The sequence below is a fragment of the Bradyrhizobium sp. WD16 genome (assembly GCF_024181725.1).
GTDB lineage: Bacteria > Pseudomonadota > Alphaproteobacteria > Rhizobiales > Xanthobacteraceae > Bradyrhizobium_A.
The window spans coordinates 1,101,348-1,117,026 of the sequence record NZ_CP028908.1 but is presented as its reverse complement, the minus strand read 5'-3'; the positions used below and the strand labels follow the sequence as shown (position 1 = coordinate 1,117,026).

The window sequence follows — 15,679 nt, the reverse complement described above, 5'->3', positions numbered from 1 at the left end:
TCAGGCCGTTTCCGGCAGCGGGCGCAGCCCGTAGCGACGGCGCGCCAGATTGCATTCCGGATCGCCCGGCTCGCAACTGCGGCACACCTCCGGTCGCACTGCGTAAATCGCACAGGCCGTGGCGACGCCGACATTGCCCTTGAGCGCGCAGCAGCGGTCGCGCTCGCAGCGCATGCCGGACTGACGGTCGTTGACGAGGGCTTCGGGAATGAGGCCCAGCGCCGCGTCGTCCTCGGTGCTGAAGCGTGGCCAATTGGCGGAATAGGCGCAGCAGGCGCCGCAACCCTGGCAAGGATTATCGGCGCCGACGGCGGCATCGGTCACAGGCGGTGTCGGCCGCTCGACCATCGTGCTCGCGTCGCCCTCGTCCACTGCCGTCATCCAGTTGCGCCTTGTGCCCGTGACGTGGCCAATTCTGCTTCCAGCTCCGCGATCCGCGCCTCGCGCACGGCGATTGCGGCGGTGACGTCTGCCGCCTCGAAGCGCTGGGGAATGTGCTGCGGGCAGTTGGCGTTCCAGGCGGCGACCTCGAACAGGACCGCGGCTTCGCCGCGCGCCTTGTAGCCTTGCGGCATCAGTTGCGCCACCAGATCCGGCCGGTCGTCGATAAGGCGAGCCTCCCCCCAGATCTTGACCCGCTGGCGATGAGTATAGTCGATCAGGAACAGAAAGGCCTTGGGATTATCGGCGAGATTGCCGGCGCTGATATATTGACGGTTGCCGCTGAAATCGGCGAAGCCGAGCGTGGTGGGCCCCAGCATGTGCAGAAAGCCGGCCGGCCCGCCGCGGTGCTGGATATAGGGCTGCCCGGCGGCATTGGCGGTGGCGAGGAAGAAGCTGGTCTGGGCGGCGATGAAACCGGCGAGGTCGGGGCTGATCTCGCGCGCCCAGGCGGCGCGTTCATAGGCGGAGCGGGAGCCTTTACGGCCCTGAATCTCCTTCACGGTGGGCGTGAAGGCAACGTCGCTGACCAAAGGTGGAAGCTGGCTCATAGCCGGCGGCTCCTGTCCAGAATTCCTCGCCTCCCCAACATCGCGTTGCCAGCCGCTCGAAACAATCAATGAAATTGACACGAGATCATTGCTCAGTGTGAAATAATCCCATGGACCGGCTCGATGCCATGCAGGCCTTTGTCACGGTCGCGGACCTCAACGGTTTCGCGCCGGCGGCGCGCCGGCTCAAGCTATCGGCCTCGTCGGTGACGCGGCTGGTCGCTGGCCTTGAAGAACAGGTCGGCGCCCGGCTATTGCAGCGAACGACGCGCGCGGTGGCGCTCACCGAAGTCGGCCGCCAGTATCTGGAGCGGGCCCGGCGCATTCTCGCCGATATTGCCGAAGCCGAAGCCGAGGCCGCGGCGCGGGCGGAGCGCAGCCGGCCCTCGGGTCATCTCGTGGTGTCCGCGCCGGTGATGTTCGGCCGCCTCCACGTCAACCCGCTGATGTCGGAATTCCTGCGCCGCTATCCCGACGTCACCGGCGAGTTGCAGCTCACCGACCGCATCGTCAATCTGGTCGAGGACGGCATCGACGTGGCGGTGCGGATCGGAGATCTGCCGGATTCCAGCGTGGTGGCAAGACTGGTCGGCAACATGGACCGCGTCGTGGTCGCCTCGCCGGACTATCTTGCGCGCCGCGGCACGCCGCTGCAGCCGGCCGAACTGCGCGATCACGACATCATTCATTGTTCGGGCGTGCTGCCGCCGACCGAGTGGCGTTTCGAGGCCGAAGGTCAGGCGCTGAAGGCGCCGATCGCGCCGCGCTATGTCACCAACAGCGCGGAGGCCGGGCTCTGGCATGCCGAACAGGGTGGCGGACTCACCATGGTGCTCTACTATCAGGCAGCGGAGGCCATCGCCGCGGGGCGGCTCAAGCTGGTGCTCGAGGATTTCGAGCCGCCACTACGACCGATCCACATTGTCTATCCGGCGGCGCGGCTGCTGTCGGCCAAGGTGCGCGCATTCACGGATCTGGCGGTCGAGTTCTGCGACTGGCGCTTCACCAGGATGCGGGGCGGACGATCATGATTTGCGCAGCGCCTTGAAGGTCGCGTTGGCGCGGGCGCAGACGGCGCTATCGGCGGTGACGAGGCATTGCGTGAAGCAGATCGAGCCGCCGCTCTTGATCACCGTCGGTTCGATCTGCAGCCACTGGCCGGTCCTGGCCGACCCGACGAAATCGACCGCCAGGCTGATCGTCACCAGCGAGACCGGATCGGCCGATGTCGCGGCGCAGCTCAGCCCCATGGCGTTGTCCGCCAGCGCCGCGATCAGCCCGCCGTGGACGAAGCCGCGGGAATTGGTGTGGGCCGCGGTCAGCCGCAAACCGATGACGACCGCATCGTCGCCGCGCCTGGAATAGATCGGCTCCCAGGGATCGGTCAGCGGGCTGCGGCGAAAATGCCGCTCGAACCCATCCGGAATTGCGCCGCGCTCCATCCCCAGCTCCTTGGCAGCCGCTCGAATTAATTAGACCAGTCTATATAATCACGAGACCGAATCAAGCGGGGAGAAGTCGATGGGAGCGAGACCGAAGCATCGTGGCGCGATCGTTGCGGCCGCGGCGGGCTTGTTCCGGCGGCGCGGCTATGCGGCGACCGGCATCAACGAGATCGTCGCGGCCAGCGGCGCCCCCAAGGGCTCGCTCTATCACTATTTTCCCGGCGGCAAGGACGAGATCGCGGAGGCGGCGCTCGACTTCGCAGGGGCGCGGGTTACCGCGAGCATGGAGGAGCTCAGCCGGCGCGCGACATCGGCAGCGGCCCTGGTGAGGGCCTATGGCGGACTGCTGGAGGGCTGGATGGCGCAGTCCGGCTGGCGCGACGGCTGCCCTCTGGCGACCACGGTGCTGGAAACTGCGCCTGAGCTGCCGGGGCTGACTCGGGCCGGACGTGAGGCCTTCGAAGCCTGGCGCGCGGTCATTGAGCGCGCTCTGGCGCGCGACGGCGTGGCGAGATTCCGCGCCCGCAGATTGTCAGCCCTGGTGGTGGCCGCGCTCGAGGGCGCGCTGATCGTCAGCCGTGCCGACGGCGATGGCCGGATCATCGCCGACGTCACCGCGGCCCTGGCGCAGACCCTTGCCGCGGCGGCGCGCCGTCCTCAATAGGGCAGGCCGACGTAGTTCTCCGACAGCGACGCCGTCGCGGCCTTCGATTCCACCACATAATTGAGTTCGGCGAGCTGGATCCGCGCGGTGAACGGGTCGGTGTCGGAGAAGCGGTGCAGCATCGACGTCATCCACCACGAGAAACGCTCGGCCTTCCAGATCCGCGCCAGCGCCTTGGTGGAGTAGTGATCGATACCGGCCGGCGACTTCTCGACGTAGAACTCGCGGAGCGCCTGCGACAGGTAGTGGACGTCGCTGGCGGCGAGGTTGAGGCCCTTGGCGCCGGTCGGCGGCACGATGTGCGCGGCGTCGCCGGCAAGGAACAGGCGACCGAAGCGGATCGGCTCGGCGACGAAGCTGCGCAGCGGCGCGATGCTCTTTTCGATCGAGGGGCCGGTCACCAGCTTGTCGGCCGCTTCCTCGTCGAGCCGACGGCGCAGCTCGTCCCAGAACTTGTCGTCGGACCAGTCGTCGACGTGCTCGTCGAGCCGGCACTGCACGTAGTAGCGGCTGCGGGTGTGCGAGCGCATCGAACACAGCGCGAAGCCGCGCTCGTTGCGCACATAGATCAGCTCGGGAGACACCGGCGGCGTGTCCGACAGCACGCCGAGCCAGCCGAAAGGATAGACGCGTTCGAACTCCTGGATGCCGCCGGCGGACACGCTCCGGCGGCTGATGCCGTGAAAGCCATCGCAGCCGGCGATGAAATCGCAGTCGATGGCGTGAGTGGCGCCGTCCTTGACGTAAGTGACGCGCGGCTTGTCGCCGGCGAAATCCAGCGGCGTCACCTGGTCGGCATCGTAGACCGTGACGAGGCCGGCGGCGAGGCGCGCCTCCATCAGGTCGTAGGTGACTTCAGTCTGGCCGTAGACGGTGACGTTCTTGCCGCCGGTGGCGGCGTTCAGGTCGATGCGATGACGCACGTCGCCGAACAGCAGCTCGATGCCGCCGTGGATCAGGCCTTCCTTGTGCAGGCGCGCCGCGGCCCCGACTTCGTCCATCTGTGCGACGAGGCCCTGCTCGAGCACGCCGGCGCGGATGCGGCCGAGAATGTAGTCGCGATCCTTGCGCTCGACGATGATGTTGTCGATGCCGTGTTTGTGCAGCAACTGGCCGAGCAATAGTCCTGATGGCCCACTGCCGATGATCACTACCTGCGTGCGCACGGTCCGTGTCCTTGTGCCTGATCGATCCGCGGCGGGGCCTTGCGCCCGTGGCCGCTTTGCGCGGATGATTATCGGATATAACGATTGGTGAAAGGCGCCGGTTCCGCGGCTGCTGCGCCGCACGCGCTACCGTTTTCATTCATGAACCGAGGGCCACATGGTCGCACCGCTTGCCTCGCGCCACGTCTTCAGTCTCTCGATCAGTGTCGGCCAGCCGATCGAGGCCGGCGACTTCGGCTATGGCGCGCGCCGCATCATCCCGATCCTCGCCGGCGAACTGAGCGGTCCCGGGGCGGGCGGCGGTATCAACGGGCGTATTCGCAACGGCGGGGCCGACTATCAGGTCATCCGGCCCAATGGCCTCACCGAACTGGAGGCCAAATACGCCGTCGAGCTCGATGACGGCGCCGTGATCTACATCGAGAATATCGGTATCCGCTTCGGCCCGGCGGACGCGCTGGAGAAGATCCGGCGCGGGGAGGCGGTCGATCCCGCGCTGATCTATTTCCGCTCGATGCCCCGTTTCGAAACCGGCCATCCGGCCTGGCGCTGGTTGATGGAGGCGCTGTTCGTCGGCGTCGGGACGCGCCGCCCTGACCGCGTCGAACTCGACGTCCACCAGATCCTGTGACCGCCGGGCTCTCTGCCGGGCGTTGACTCGCCGCTGATTGATTATGTATTATAACTATTCAGAAGGATATCAAATCGCCATGGGAAACGCCTCGACCGGGATCCCCGATCCCACCGCGCTGCTCCGCATCGAACGGGTTGGCAGCATTCTCACCGTCGGACTGAATCGCCCTGCCAAGCGCAACGCGCTCAACGATTCGACTGTGCGGGCGATCGACGAGTGCTTCTCGACCATCGCCTCCGACGTGCGGGTGGTGGTGGTCTACGGCGTCGGCGACCATTTTTCGGCAGGCCTCGATCTCTCGGAACTCTCCGAAACCGACGTCATTGAAGGCCTCGAGCATTCGCGGATGTGGCACCGCGCCTTCGAAAAGGTGCAGTACGCCCGCGTGCCGGTGGTCGCGGCGCTCAAGGGTGCGGTGATCGGCGGCGGCCTCGAACTCGCCTGTGCCTGCCATATCCGCGTCGCCGAGCCGAGCGCCTATTATGCATTGCCCGAAGGCCAGCGCGGCATCTTCGTCGGCGGCGGCGCCTCGGTGCGGTTGCCGCGTCTCGTTGGCGTGGCGCGGATGGCCGACATGATGCTGACCGGCCGGGTCTACACCGCCAGCGAAGGCGTGACGCTCGGCTTCTCCCAATATCTCACGGCCGAGGGTGGCGCCTATGACAAGGCCCTCGAACTCGCCGAGCGCATCACCACCAATGCGCCGCTGACCAATTTCGCCGTGCTCCAGGCGCTGCCGCTGATCGCGGAAGCGCCGCCGCAGGTCGGTTTCATGATGGAGGCGTTGACGGCGACCGTGGCGCAGAACAGCAAGGAAGCGAAGGAGCGCATCCGCGCCTTTCTCGAACGCAAGGCCGGCAGGGTTCGTCCGACCTGATCGATCAATAAAACAAGCGACCGTTCCGAGCCTGGGAGGGCGTCCATGTCTGCAGCCGCGCAGAAAACCGAATTCACCGTCGATCCGGCCGGAGCGCCGCTGCGGCCGATCTCGTTCGGACGCACCAAGGTGGCGATCGAACATCACGACGACGGCAGCATCTATCTGCGGCCAAAGGCGGTGCTCGGCGATTATCCGACGCGGATCACCGACAAGCTGCATTACTGGGCGGAGCATGCCCCCGATCGCGTCTTCATGGCGGAGCGCAGCGGCGAAGGCTGGCGCGAGGTCACCTACGCGCAGCTTCTCAAGACCAGCCGTGCCATTGCCTCGGCGCTGATCGCGCGCGGTCTGTCGGCGGACCGTCCGTTGATGATCCTGTCCGGTAATTCCGTCGACCACGCTCTGATGGCGTTCGGCGCCTACTACGCCGGTGTGCCGTTCTGCCCGGTGTCGCCGCCCTATTCGCTGGTGTCGAAGGACTACAGCAAGCTCGCTTACGTCATCGGCCTGCTGACACCCGGCATGATCTTCGCCGACAATGGCGACCTGTTCGCACGTGCCATTACCGCGAACGTGCCCGGCGGCACCGAGGTGGTGGTCGGCCGGGGCAGCGTGCCCGGTCATGCCGTCGTCTCGCTCGCCGATCTCTCGGCAACGCCCGAGGATCCCCGGCTCGACGAGATCAACCACGCGATCGGCCCGGACACGATCGCCAAGTTTCTGCTGACCTCCGGGTCGACCGGCAAGCCCAAGGCGGTGATCAACACCCAGCGCATGCTCTGCGCCAACCAGGTGATGCTGAGCGAGACGCTCGCCTTCCTCAAGGATGAGCCGCCCGTGATCGTCGACTGGCTGCCGTGGAACCATACCTTCGGCGGCAACCACAATATCGGCCTGACATTGTTCAACGGCGGCTCGATGTATCTCGACGAGGGCAAGCCGACGCCGGCGGGCATCGAGGAGACGGTGCGCAATCTGCGCGAGATCGCGCCGACGGTCTATTTCAACGTACCCAAGGGCTACGAATCGCTGCTGCCCTATTTCCGCGCCGATCCGGCGCTGCGAGCCAAGTTCTTCAGCCGCCTGCACGCGATGTTCTTCTCCGGCGCCGGGCTCTCCGCCCACGTCTGGAACGAGCTCGACGCCATCTCGGTGCGGGAGACCGGCGGACGCGTGCCGATGCTGACCGGCCTCGGAGCAACCGAGACCGCGCCGTTCTTCATGTGCGTGACGCCGGAGACCAGCCGCTCCGGCCATGTCGGTCTGCCGGTGCGCGGCAACGTCGCCAAGCTGGTGCCGAACAACGGCAAGCTCGAGGTCCGCGCCAAGGGGCCGAACGTGATGCCGGGCTACTGGCGCGATGACGCCATGACGGCCAAGGCCTTCGACGAGGAGGGCTTCTACAAGCTCGGCGATGCGCTGCGTCCGGTCGATCCCAACGATCTCTCCGCCGGCTTCGATTTCGACGGCCGCATCACCGAGGACTTCAAGCTCGGCAGCGGCACCTGGGTGAGCGTCGGGCCGTTGCGGGCCCACTTCGTCGCCGCCTGCGCGCCGCTGGTCCGTGATGTCGTCGTCACCGGGATCAACCGCGAGGAGGTCGGTGCGCTTGCGGTGCTTGATCTCGACGGCTGCCAGCTCATCAACCCGACCCTGCCGTTCGGCGATATCGCCGCGGCCGCCCACGATCCGCTGGTCCGCGCCGCCTTCAAGGAGCGCTTCGACGTCTTCGCCGCCGAGGCGACCGGCTCATCCAACCGCATTCTGCGCGCGATGCTGCTCGATACGCCGTTGCTGATCGATGCCGGCGAGGTGACCGACAAGGGCTCGGTCAACCAGCGTGCGGTGCTCGAGCATCGGGCGGCGCTGGTCGACGTCGTCTATGCCGAGCCGCCCGGGCCGGATGTCATCCTGGCCGAGGTGGGCAAGCGCCGCTGAGGGTTGTCGTCGGGAGAGGAGGGAGGCATGTTCGTCTATCGCCGCACCGTCCGGATTGCCTGGGGCGACTGCGATCCCGCCAACATCGTCTATTACCCGCGCTATTTCGAGATCTTCGACCAGAGCACCAATGAGCTGTTCGCCGCCGCGGGCTTTCCCAAGAAGGCGACGCTGCAGCGTTTCGGCATGGTCGGCTGGCCGATGGTCGATACCCGTGCCAAGTTCTACGTGCCTTCGACCTTCGACGATGAAATCGAGATCGAGAGCCGCGTCGCGGCCTGGCACCGCTCCAGCTTCGAGATCCTGCACCGGGTCTTCAAGGGTGAGGTGCTCGCGGTCGAAGGCTTCGAGACCCGCGTCTTCGTCGGTCCCCATCCGGACGATCCGAAACGGCTGAAATCGGTGCCGGTGCCGGAGAGCGTCAAGGCCCGGTTCAGCGCCGCGGAAAATTTGATATCAGGGCCTTCGACAGACTAAAGTCACGTCATAACAACCAAACACACCTAGCAGGGAGGATAACGATAATGAAGAAAGTGCTATTCGCCACGGTGGCGGCTCTTGCCGTTCTGCCGGCGCTGGTCGCGCCGGCCGCCGCCCAGAGCAACGAGATCGTGATCGGCATCACCACCTCGACCACCGGCCCGGCCGCGGCGCTCGGTATTCCGGAGCGTAATGCGCTCGAATTCGTCCCCACCGAGATCGGCGGCGTCAAGCTGCGCGTCATCGTGCTCGACGACGCCGGCGACCCGACCACCGCCACCACCAATGCCCGCCGCTTCGTCACCGAGGCCAAGGCGGACATCATCATGGGCTCGGCAACGACGCCGCCGACGATCGCCGTCTCCACCGTCGCCAACGAGGCCGGGGTGCCGCATTTCGGGCTTGCGCCGATGCCGTTCACGCCGGCGCGCGAGAAGTGGTCGGTCGATATGCCGCAGCCGATCCCGATCATGGGCAAGGTGCTCTATGACCACATGAAGAAGCACAACGTGAAGACGGTCGGCTTCATCGGCTATTCCGATTCCTACGGCGATCTGTGGATGAACGACCTCAAGGCCCAGGGCGGGCTGATGGGGCTGCAGATCGTCGCCGACGAGCGCTATGCCCGGCCCGACACCTCCGTCGCCGGCCAGGTGCTCAAGCTGGTGGCGGCCAATCCGGACGCGGTCCTGGTCGGCGCCTCCGGCACCGCCGCGGCGCTGCCGCAGATCGCGCTGCGCGAGCGTGGCTACAAGGGCCTGATCTATCAGACCCACGGCGCCGCCAGCATGGATTTCATCCGCATCGCCGGCAAGGCCGCGGAAGGCGTGCTGATGGCCTCGGGCCCGGTGATGTCGCCGGAAGGCCAGCCGGACAGTGCGCTGACCAAGAAGCCGGGCCTCGCCCTCAACGCCGCCTATGAGGCGAAATATGGACCCCATAGCCGCAGCCAGTTCGCCGCCCATTCCTACGACGCTTTCGAGGTGCTCAAGCGCGTCATCCCGGTGGCGCTGAAGGAGGCCAAGCCCGGCACGCCGGAATTCCGCGAGGCGATCCGCAAGGCGCTGCTCGGCGAGAAGGAACTGGCGGCAAGCCAGGGCGTCTACAACTTCACCGAAAAGGATCGCTACGGCCTCGACGACCGTTCGCGCATCCTGCTGACGGTGAAGGACGGTAAATACGAGGTGGTGAAGTAAGCCGCCGCTATCGTCGGCCCATCATCGCCCGTTCGACCGGGGCGCCCGCAAGGCGCCCCGTTTTGTTTCTCCTGAACCCAGCGTGAAGCAGGGATGGCTGTCCCGTCAGTTCCGGATCGCAAGCGTTCGGGCTGGCCGACGGGAGGCAAGAGCCCGGATCAGCGTCAGGGCTTCGGCCGGAGGCTTGTGTTCGACGCGGCGGTAGTCGCTGCCGTCGGGTTTCCGTGTCATCAGCCCGTGGCCGATCAGTGCGCGGCGCAGCAGCGCATGATCGCCGAACAGATGGCGCTCCCTCAAGGAAGCGTTGATCTGCCGCTCCGTAAAGCTCTGCCCTGCCGCAAAGCCGGACCACAGCACCCAGAGACAGCCGTCCTGATCGCTGCGTCGTGCCGGCCAGCGGACCAGGCGCGATTGCGGATCGAAGCACCGAAGCATCCGCTCGATCCTGGTATGGTCGATTGGTGCGGGTGCGGGGCGGTCTGATTGCAGGCGGCCTTCCGCCTCGTGCGAAGCGCGAAAGTGTTGGAAGTTTCGGAAGCCAGCGGCGCGAGCGAGAATATTGAGCAGCTCAACATGGCTGGGCTGCGCCTCGCGACCGGCGAGCTGCGCCCGCAATGAGCGCGCGAGTGCGGAGGTGTCACCCACGGTGAAGGGAATGAGATGTCTCGACATGGATCGTCCTCAACGACGTGCCATTCGCCAAGAGAAGCGTCGAGGACCACCGGCTTGCGATGAGCACGTCATCGAGTTGTCGCGGCATCTCGCCGCAGAAGAACGGCGATGCACGCGTATCGTACGTCGGATCTCGACTGAAAGCAGGTTTAGCTCCCCTCGGAAGGGGCGGTGGTGCCTCGGTGAACTGCCGACCGGGCGGCCTTATTACCAACGGCTTGAACTTGTTGCAAGCGAGCCACCCATCGCCGGCGCGTCGGCCGCATCGCGCGAAGGCTTGGTCCGTAGCATTTGGCGTTGGCAATCAAACGATTGTCCGACGCTGCGATCCGTTTTGCGGGTTCTCTCGCGCCCTGCGATGGACACACGCAGCATCAGCAAGACGTCACAATCCGGCCATATTTTATCGTAAAACAATAAAAATATTCGATATTGCAGAACGGAGACCGTGATGAACGTCGTCATGCTGGCCCTGCCGGCGCCCATGCCAACCAATACGCGCCTGCGGCGGATCGGTCGCGTCGTGGCGATCGGCTCGCTGCTGTCGGCCGCCGCTGTCCTGCTCAGCATTCCCCTCGTCTGGTCGAGCGATCAATTGATCCAGCGCTGGCTCGCCTGGCAGGGCCCGCTCGGCACGCGTCCGATCACCGTCCGCTTCGATACCCGGATTGGCGGCGCATTGATCAGCTTGCTGGGCGCTGCCCCCGTCCTGTACGCGCTGGTCGAGCTGGCGAAATTGTTTGCGGCCTTCGCGCGCGGCCGCGTATTCGAGCACGACAATGCCGGGCGCATCGGCCGCATCGGCTGGGCGCTGATCGCCAAGACCGCGCTATCGCCGTTTCTCCAGATCCTCACGACCTTCAACCTGACGCGCAGCAATCCGCCGGATCTGAGGATGATCGGTTTCGAGTTCGAATTGGCGCAGCTTCTCACCGTGCTTGCCGGCATCGCGCTGATTGCCTTCGCCCGCATCATGCGTGAAGCTGTCCGCCTCTCCACCGAAAACAGCGAATTTGTGTGAGGCCCGATGCCGATCATCGTCAATCTCGATGTCATGCTGGCCAAGCGCAAGATGCGGTCGCGCGAACTGGCGGCCCGCATTCAGCTGACCGAAGCCAATGTGTCGCTGCTGAAATCCGGCAAGGTTCGCGGCATCCGTTTCGAGACGCTGGAGCGCATCTGTGAGGTGCTCGATTGTCAGCCGGGCGACATCCTCGAATATGCGCCTGACACGGCGGACGGCTTGCTGCATGCGCGCACGCCGTTGAAAAACTCTGCCTGAGCCGAGCGGATCCGACGTTAGCGGCCATCTGGGACGCAGGCTGTCGAAGCAAACGTCGCTTCATCACCACCATAGCGTGATCTTGAAAGGTGAGTACCGGCTTGTCCGAATTTTCTATCTTAAATTGTGTAGCTTTATCTTCTAAATCGATCTCCTTCTAACTCCCTCGTCCTCCGTCATCTCCCGTCCACCACCGCAACGGCCGGCGGCCGATCGTCGACGCCTGTCCGAAGCGGCCTATCCTCCTCCTCAACTGAAAGAGCCCCATGCCCTACATCGAGTTCAGAACACATCCGTTCCGTCTGCGCCGCTTCGCGCTCACTGCCTTGGCCACGATCGCAGTCGCCGGCAGCGCGGCGGCGGCGGAGCCGATCGCGCCGATGCACTACGCGCCTGCAGCTGGGCTGCCGAGTGCCGGGTTCGACTGGACCGGCGGCTACGGCGGCTTACACGGCGGCTACCTGTTGAACGGCGCCAACAGCGCCGCGGGGCGCGGCAGTTTCCTCGGCGGCGCCCAGGTGGGCTACAACTATCAGGTCGGCGGCAGCGCGGCCTCGGCGGTGTTCGGGGTCGAGCTGGACGGCAGCTATCTCTCGCGTCCCTCGTCGCGACCCGGCGATGCCGCCACCGCCGTCGGCGCGCAATGGCTCGGCGCCGCCAAGCTGCGCTACGGCGTTGCTCTCGGCCGCTGGCTGCCCTTCGCCACCGCCGGACTGGCCGTCAGGCATATCGACCGGCCCACCGGTTCGTCCAGTGGCCACGTCCTGCAATTGGGTGGGTTGTTCGGCGCCGGCGTCGAATATGCATTGAGCGACCGGGTCTCGATCATGGCGGAATACGATTACCTGCTCCTTGGCAAGATGCCCGAAGGCGATCGCCTGCAGCCCCTCGCCAACCGCAATCTGTCCGGCCATCTGCTGAAAGCGGGCGTCAATTTCCACTTTCCAGCCCAGGAATGAGTGTGCTGATCGAAGCCCGCGCGATGGCAGACGGCCGCGGCGCGGGCCAAGAGCATGATCCGGAAAAGTGGATACCGGTTATCCAAAAAGGATGATGCTCCATCAACAAGCTGGAGCGCGATGGCGATCAGATCTGAAGCTATCGCGCTTCAAGGCTCAGAGGACGACCGTGCTGCCCTCTTCGAGTCGCAGCGCATCGTGCGTCACCAGGGCGAAGGCGGCGAGCAGCAGTCCGATGATCAGCGCAGCGATCTCGTGGGAAGCGATGCCGATCGCCAGATGCGGCTCCCCGGCCGGCGTCCCGAGGCTGAGCACGAGGCTGGCAAGGCTTCGAACGACGACACCTGCGGCGGCACCGACCATCGCGAGCAGGCCCAGCGCTCCGAGCCGCTCGGGCACATCCGGATCGAATGTCTCGCCCTGCGCGTAACGTACGAACAGCCTGCGTGCGAACCAAAGGCCGGCCATCAAGATGCAAGTGGGAATCGAGCTAAGCGCCCAGGCCATGATGATCGCGCCCTGGTCGGCGGTGAGCAGCGATCGGTCGGGCAGGGCGAGCGCCAGCAGAAGCGCCTCGGTATCAAAGACGAGGTAGACGTCGCGGACCGCCATCAGGGCCAAGCCGGCAGCTGCGAGCCAGCGCGCGCCGACAGCGATCCTCCGCATCCGTCGGCTGCGGGCGGTCGACAGCCAAGTGCCGTAGTGTGCAGACATACGTAAGCCTTTCGATATTATTTTATCGCAGTACAATAAAATAACTCGAAGCAGGCAGGATTACGGCGGCGAGAACGGCTGCACCACGGTTCCTGACGCGCCGCCCCGCGCCAGCGATCCCTCGACTGATTGCAGCTGAGCCGCGCCCGCGCGGCGACGGCTCAGGCCTCCACGCCTTCGTGCTGGAAGCCGAGATAGCTCGCCACCACGCGGGGATCCTCGGCGATGGCGCCGGCGGCGCCGTCGAGCACGAATTCGCCGAGCTCCATGACATAGGCGCGGTCGGCGATGCGCAGCGCCGCCTGGGCGTTCTGCTCGACCAGCAGCACCGCGACCCCGGCTTTGCGCAGGTCGCCGATGATGGTGAAGATGTCGGCGACGATGCGCGGTGCGAGACCGAGGCTCGGTTCGTCCAGCATCAGCAGCTTGGGCTGGCCCATCAGGGCGCGCCCCATGGCCAGCATCTGCTGCTCGCCGCCCGAGAGTGTGCCGGCGAGCTGCGGCCGCCGCTCCTTGAGCCGCGGAAACAACCCATAGACCCGCTCGGCGGCCGCGCCGGCGCCGGCTGAGCCGACGCGGAAGGCGCCGAGCTGGAGATTCTCCTCAACCGTCATGGTGGCGAACAATTCGCGATGCTCCGGCACCAGCGACAGGCCGGCGCTGACGCGGTCCTCGATATCGAAACCGCCGAGGTCGCGGCCATCGAAGCTGACGCGGCCCTTGAGCGGCAGCACGCCCATCACGGCGTTGAGCAGCGTGGTCTTGCCGGCGCCATTGGCGCCGACGATGGTGACGATCTCGCCGGCGCCGACGTCGAGCGAAACCGAGCGGACCGCCTCGACCTTGCCGTAGGAGACGGAAACGTCATCGACCGAAAGCAGCTTGTCGCTCATGCCACACCTCCGAGATAGGCCCGGATCACCTCGGGATCGCTCTTGATCTCCGCGGGCAGGCCCTCGGCGATCTTGGTGCCGAAATCGAGCACCACGATGCGGTCGGCGAGATTCATGACGAAACCCATGTCGTGTTCGACCAGCAGCACCGACATGCCCTCGCCGCGAAGCTGGCGCAGCAGCGCGGCGAGCTGCTGCTTTTCCTTGTGGCGCAGGCCGGCGGCGGGTTCGTCGAGCAGCAGCAGGATCGGATCGGCGCAGAGCGCCCGGGCGATCTCGACGATGCGCTGCTGACCGAGCGCGAGGCTGCCGGCGAGATGATGCATCTGGGCTCCGAGGCCGACCCGCTCGATCTGCCGCGCCGCTTCGGCGAGCAGCTTGGCCTCGTCGGCGCGATCGAGCCGCAACATGCTGGCGATCGCGCCGGCATGGCCGCGCAGATGGGTGCCGATCGCGACGTTCTCGAGCACGGTCATGTCCGGCACCAGCTTGACGTGCTGGAAGGTGCGGGCAACGCCGCGACGGACGATGTCCTGGGGCGTCGCGCCGGCGATCTGCTGGCCAAGCAGGGCGATGTTGCCGGCGGTGGCGCTCAGCACGCCGGTGATCAGGTTGAAGGTCGTGCTCTTGCCGGCGCCGTTGGGGCCGATCAGCGCGACGATCTGCTGCGTGGCGACTTCGAATGACACGTTGTTGACGGCGGTGACGCCACCGAACTGCTTGCGGGCGCCATCGACCGTGAGCAGCGTCGCGGCGCCGGCCGCGGAGCGCGAGCGCGGCGGCAGCGCGGGCGCCGCCGCGGGCTTGCGCTGGGGCCGATCGAACGGCCAGAACGCCGCGAGGCGCGGCCATACGCCGCTCGGAGCGACCTGCAGCAGCACCACGAGCAGAACGCCGAAAACGACGATCTCGGGCTGGCCCTCGCTGAAGATGAAGGGCAGGTAGCTCTGCAGGATTTCCTTCAGCACCACGACGATGCCGGCGCCGAGCACCGCGCCCCAGACATAGCCGGCGCCGCCGACCACGGCGATGAAGAGATATTCCATGCCGGACTGGGCGCCGAACGGCGTCGGATTCACCGTCCGCAGGAAGTGGGCATAGAGCCAGCCGGACAGGCCGGCGAGCACCGCGGCATAGATGAAGACCAGGAGCTTGGCGCGGGCGGTCTGCACGCCGAAGGACTCGGCGGCGATATGGCCGCGGCGCAGCGCCCGGATGGCGCGGCCGGTGCGGGAGTCGAGGAGATTGAGCGTGAGAATGCCGGAGATGATGACACCCGCCCAGATCGCGTAATAGATCCGCCCTTCGCTGATCATCTGCCATGGTCCGACGGCGAGCGGCGGAATGCTCGAGATGCCGTCGTTGCGACCGAGGAATTCGAGCTTGCTGAAGAGATAATAGAGGCTGAGGCCCCAGGCGATGGTGCCGAGCGGCAGGTAATGGCCCGACAGCCGCACGGTGATCAGGCCGAGCAGCACGGCGGCGAGGCCGCTGACCAGCAGCGAGGCCGGCAGCGTCAGCCAGGGCGACAGGCCATAGGCCGTGGTCAGCACCGCAGTGGTGTAGGCGCCGAAGCCGCAGAAGGCGGCTTGGCCGAATGAGGTGAGGCCGCCGACGCCGGTCAGCAGCACCAGTCCCATCGCCACCAGGGCGGCGAGACCGATATTGTCGAGCAGAACGATCCAGAACGGCGGCATGCCGGGGATCAGCGGCAGCGCCGCCATCACCAGCGCGAACAGGGCAATCGGCCAACGTTGGGTCATG

Annotated in this window: 19 protein-coding genes; 10 read left to right on the top strand and 9 right to left on the bottom strand. The window is 66.1% G+C overall.

Annotated features, from left to right (window positions below):
- Together DB459_RS05195 and DB459_RS05190 are read right to left on the bottom strand one after the other, a co-directional pair.
- Complete coding sequence (locus DB459_RS05195; RefSeq protein WP_253713428.1) at positions 1 to 348, bottom strand: YkgJ family cysteine cluster protein; 348 nt, start codon at positions 346 to 348, stop codon at positions 1 to 3.
- A gap of 29 nt (positions 349 to 377) precedes the next feature.
- On the bottom strand, positions 378 to 992 hold the full coding sequence (locus DB459_RS05190) for a pyridoxamine 5'-phosphate oxidase family protein (protein ID WP_253711861.1): 615 nt from the start codon (positions 990 to 992) through the stop codon (positions 378 to 380).
- Between the two features lie 110 nt (positions 993 to 1,102).
- Between DB459_RS05190 and DB459_RS05185 the strand changes: the two genes are divergently transcribed.
- The gene (locus DB459_RS05185) at positions 1,103 to 2,023 is read left to right on the top strand and encodes a LysR family transcriptional regulator (protein WP_253711860.1); all 921 of its coding nucleotides are present in this window, start codon (positions 1,103 to 1,105) and stop codon (positions 2,021 to 2,023) included.
- Here DB459_RS05185 and DB459_RS05180 read toward each other — a convergent pair.
- Entirely contained in the window at positions 2,018 to 2,434 is a 417-nt protein-coding gene (locus DB459_RS05180) for a PaaI family thioesterase (RefSeq protein WP_253711859.1), read from the bottom strand. The two genes, DB459_RS05185 and DB459_RS05180, sit on opposite strands and share 6 nt — an antisense overlap.
- Before the next feature lie 79 nt (positions 2,435 to 2,513).
- Between DB459_RS05180 and DB459_RS05175 the strand changes: the two genes are divergently transcribed.
- Positions 2,514 to 3,101, top strand: a complete 588-nt coding sequence (locus DB459_RS05175; RefSeq protein ID WP_253711858.1) for a TetR/AcrR family transcriptional regulator — start codon at positions 2,514 to 2,516, stop codon at positions 3,099 to 3,101.
- Here DB459_RS05175 and pobA read toward each other — a convergent pair.
- Positions 3,095 to 4,267 (bottom strand): 4-hydroxybenzoate 3-monooxygenase, encoded by a 1,173-nt coding sequence (gene pobA, locus DB459_RS05170; RefSeq protein WP_253711857.1) that lies wholly within the window; start codon positions 4,265 to 4,267, stop codon positions 3,095 to 3,097. The two genes, DB459_RS05175 and pobA, sit on opposite strands and share 7 nt — an antisense overlap.
- 157 nt (positions 4,268 to 4,424) lie before the next feature.
- Between pobA and DB459_RS05165 the strand changes: the two genes are divergently transcribed.
- The 5 genes from DB459_RS05165 to DB459_RS05145 all read left to right on the top strand — a co-directional run bounded on the left by DB459_RS05165 (position 4,425) and on the right by DB459_RS05145 (position 9,395).
- A complete protein-coding gene (locus DB459_RS05165; RefSeq protein WP_253711856.1) occupies positions 4,425 to 4,898 on the top strand; it encodes a DUF3237 domain-containing protein in 474 nt (157 codons plus the stop codon).
- Between the two features lie 73 nt (positions 4,899 to 4,971).
- Positions 4,972 to 5,778 carry a crotonase/enoyl-CoA hydratase family protein gene (locus tag DB459_RS05160; protein ID WP_371926956.1) on the top strand — a complete coding sequence of 269 codons (807 nt, stop codon included), beginning with the start codon at positions 4,972 to 4,974 and terminating at the stop codon, positions 5,776 to 5,778.
- Between the two features lie 45 nt (positions 5,779 to 5,823).
- The gene (locus DB459_RS05155; protein WP_253711854.1) at positions 5,824 to 7,719 is read left to right on the top strand and encodes a feruloyl-CoA synthase; all 1,896 of its coding nucleotides are present in this window, start codon (positions 5,824 to 5,826) and stop codon (positions 7,717 to 7,719) included.
- Between the two features lie 27 nt (positions 7,720 to 7,746).
- Entirely contained in the window at positions 7,747 to 8,196 is a 450-nt protein-coding gene (locus DB459_RS05150; RefSeq protein ID WP_253711853.1) for a thioesterase family protein, read from the top strand.
- 47 nt (positions 8,197 to 8,243) lie between these two features.
- Entirely contained in the window at positions 8,244 to 9,395 is a 1,152-nt protein-coding gene (locus DB459_RS05145) for an ABC transporter substrate-binding protein (RefSeq protein WP_253711852.1), read from the top strand.
- A gap of 105 nt (positions 9,396 to 9,500) precedes the next feature.
- Here the strand turns inward: DB459_RS05145 and DB459_RS05140 are convergent, their stop codons facing one another.
- The gene (locus DB459_RS05140) at positions 9,501 to 10,010 is read right to left on the bottom strand and encodes a DUF2087 domain-containing protein (protein ID WP_371926866.1); all 510 of its coding nucleotides are present in this window, start codon (positions 10,008 to 10,010) and stop codon (positions 9,501 to 9,503) included.
- Between the two features lie 264 nt (positions 10,011 to 10,274).
- Positions 10,275 to 10,532 (bottom strand): hypothetical protein, encoded by a 258-nt coding sequence (locus tag DB459_RS05135; RefSeq protein WP_253711850.1) that lies wholly within the window; start codon positions 10,530 to 10,532, stop codon positions 10,275 to 10,277.
- Here DB459_RS05135 and DB459_RS05130 point away from each other — a divergent pair.
- From DB459_RS05130 to DB459_RS05120, 3 genes are all read left to right on the top strand, one after another.
- Complete coding sequence (locus tag DB459_RS05130; protein WP_253711849.1) at positions 10,519 to 11,088, top strand: DUF2975 domain-containing protein; 570 nt, start codon at positions 10,519 to 10,521, stop codon at positions 11,086 to 11,088. The genes DB459_RS05135 and DB459_RS05130 overlap by 14 nt on opposite strands.
- A gap of 6 nt (positions 11,089 to 11,094) precedes the next feature.
- Positions 11,095 to 11,349, top strand: a complete 255-nt coding sequence (locus DB459_RS05125) for a helix-turn-helix transcriptional regulator (RefSeq protein WP_253711848.1) — start codon at positions 11,095 to 11,097, stop codon at positions 11,347 to 11,349.
- A gap of 266 nt (positions 11,350 to 11,615) precedes the next feature.
- The gene (locus DB459_RS05120) at positions 11,616 to 12,308 is read left to right on the top strand and encodes an outer membrane protein (RefSeq protein ID WP_253711847.1); all 693 of its coding nucleotides are present in this window, start codon (positions 11,616 to 11,618) and stop codon (positions 12,306 to 12,308) included.
- A gap of 156 nt (positions 12,309 to 12,464) precedes the next feature.
- On the opposite strand, the gene DB459_RS05115 is transcribed toward DB459_RS05120, so the two are convergent.
- The 3 genes from DB459_RS05115 to DB459_RS05105 all read right to left on the bottom strand — a co-directional run bounded on the left by DB459_RS05115 (position 12,465) and on the right by DB459_RS05105 (position 15,678).
- The gene (locus tag DB459_RS05115; protein WP_253711846.1) at positions 12,465 to 12,920 is read right to left on the bottom strand and encodes a DUF2975 domain-containing protein; all 456 of its coding nucleotides are present in this window, start codon (positions 12,918 to 12,920) and stop codon (positions 12,465 to 12,467) included.
- 263 nt (positions 12,921 to 13,183) lie between these two features.
- Positions 13,184 to 13,915 (bottom strand): ABC transporter ATP-binding protein, encoded by a 732-nt coding sequence (locus tag DB459_RS05110; protein ID WP_253711845.1) that lies wholly within the window; start codon positions 13,913 to 13,915, stop codon positions 13,184 to 13,186.
- Positions 13,912 to 15,678, bottom strand: coding sequence for an ATP-binding cassette domain-containing protein (locus DB459_RS05105; protein ID WP_253711844.1), 1,767 nt, complete (start codon positions 15,676 to 15,678; stop codon positions 13,912 to 13,914). Before DB459_RS05105 ends, DB459_RS05110 begins: the two co-directional genes overlap by 4 nt.
- Between the last annotated feature and the right edge of the window lies 1 nt (position 15,679).

Bases quoted from the DNA above. Each gene is read 5' to 3' on its own strand.
- DB459_RS05195 (WP_253713428.1), bottom strand. From the start codon at position 348: ATGGTCGAGCGGCCGACACCGCCTGTGACCGATGCCGCCGTCGGCGCC.
- DB459_RS05190 (WP_253711861.1), bottom strand. From the start codon at position 992: ATGAGCCAGCTTCCACCTTTGGTCAGCGACGTTGCCTTCACGCCCACC.
- DB459_RS05185 (WP_253711860.1), top strand. From the start codon at position 1,103: ATGGACCGGCTCGATGCCATGCAGGCCTTTGTCACGGTCGCGGACCTC.
- DB459_RS05180 (WP_253711859.1), bottom strand. From the start codon at position 2,434: ATGGAGCGCGGCGCAATTCCGGATGGGTTCGAGCGGCATTTTCGCCGC.
- DB459_RS05175 (WP_253711858.1), top strand. From the start codon at position 2,514: ATGGGAGCGAGACCGAAGCATCGTGGCGCGATCGTTGCGGCCGCGGCG.
- DB459_RS05165 (WP_253711856.1), top strand. From the start codon at position 4,425: ATGGTCGCACCGCTTGCCTCGCGCCACGTCTTCAGTCTCTCGATCAGT.
- DB459_RS05155 (WP_253711854.1), top strand. From the start codon at position 5,824: ATGTCTGCAGCCGCGCAGAAAACCGAATTCACCGTCGATCCGGCCGGA.
- DB459_RS05150 (WP_253711853.1), top strand. From the start codon at position 7,747: ATGTTCGTCTATCGCCGCACCGTCCGGATTGCCTGGGGCGACTGCGAT.
- DB459_RS05145 (WP_253711852.1), top strand. From the start codon at position 8,244: ATGAAGAAAGTGCTATTCGCCACGGTGGCGGCTCTTGCCGTTCTGCCG.
- DB459_RS05130 (WP_253711849.1), top strand. From the start codon at position 10,519: ATGAACGTCGTCATGCTGGCCCTGCCGGCGCCCATGCCAACCAATACG.
- DB459_RS05135 (WP_253711850.1), bottom strand. From the start codon at position 10,532: ATGACGACGTTCATCACGGTCTCCGTTCTGCAATATCGAATATTTTTA.
- DB459_RS05125 (WP_253711848.1), top strand. From the start codon at position 11,095: ATGCCGATCATCGTCAATCTCGATGTCATGCTGGCCAAGCGCAAGATG.
- DB459_RS05120 (WP_253711847.1), top strand. From the start codon at position 11,616: ATGCCCTACATCGAGTTCAGAACACATCCGTTCCGTCTGCGCCGCTTC.
- DB459_RS05115 (WP_253711846.1), bottom strand. From the start codon at position 12,920: ATGGCGGTCCGCGACGTCTACCTCGTCTTTGATACCGAGGCGCTTCTG.
- DB459_RS05110 (WP_253711845.1), bottom strand. From the start codon at position 13,915: ATGAGCGACAAGCTGCTTTCGGTCGATGACGTTTCCGTCTCCTACGGC.
- DB459_RS05105 (WP_253711844.1), bottom strand. From the start codon at position 15,678: ATGACCCAACGTTGGCCGATTGCCCTGTTCGCGCTGGTGATGGCGGCG.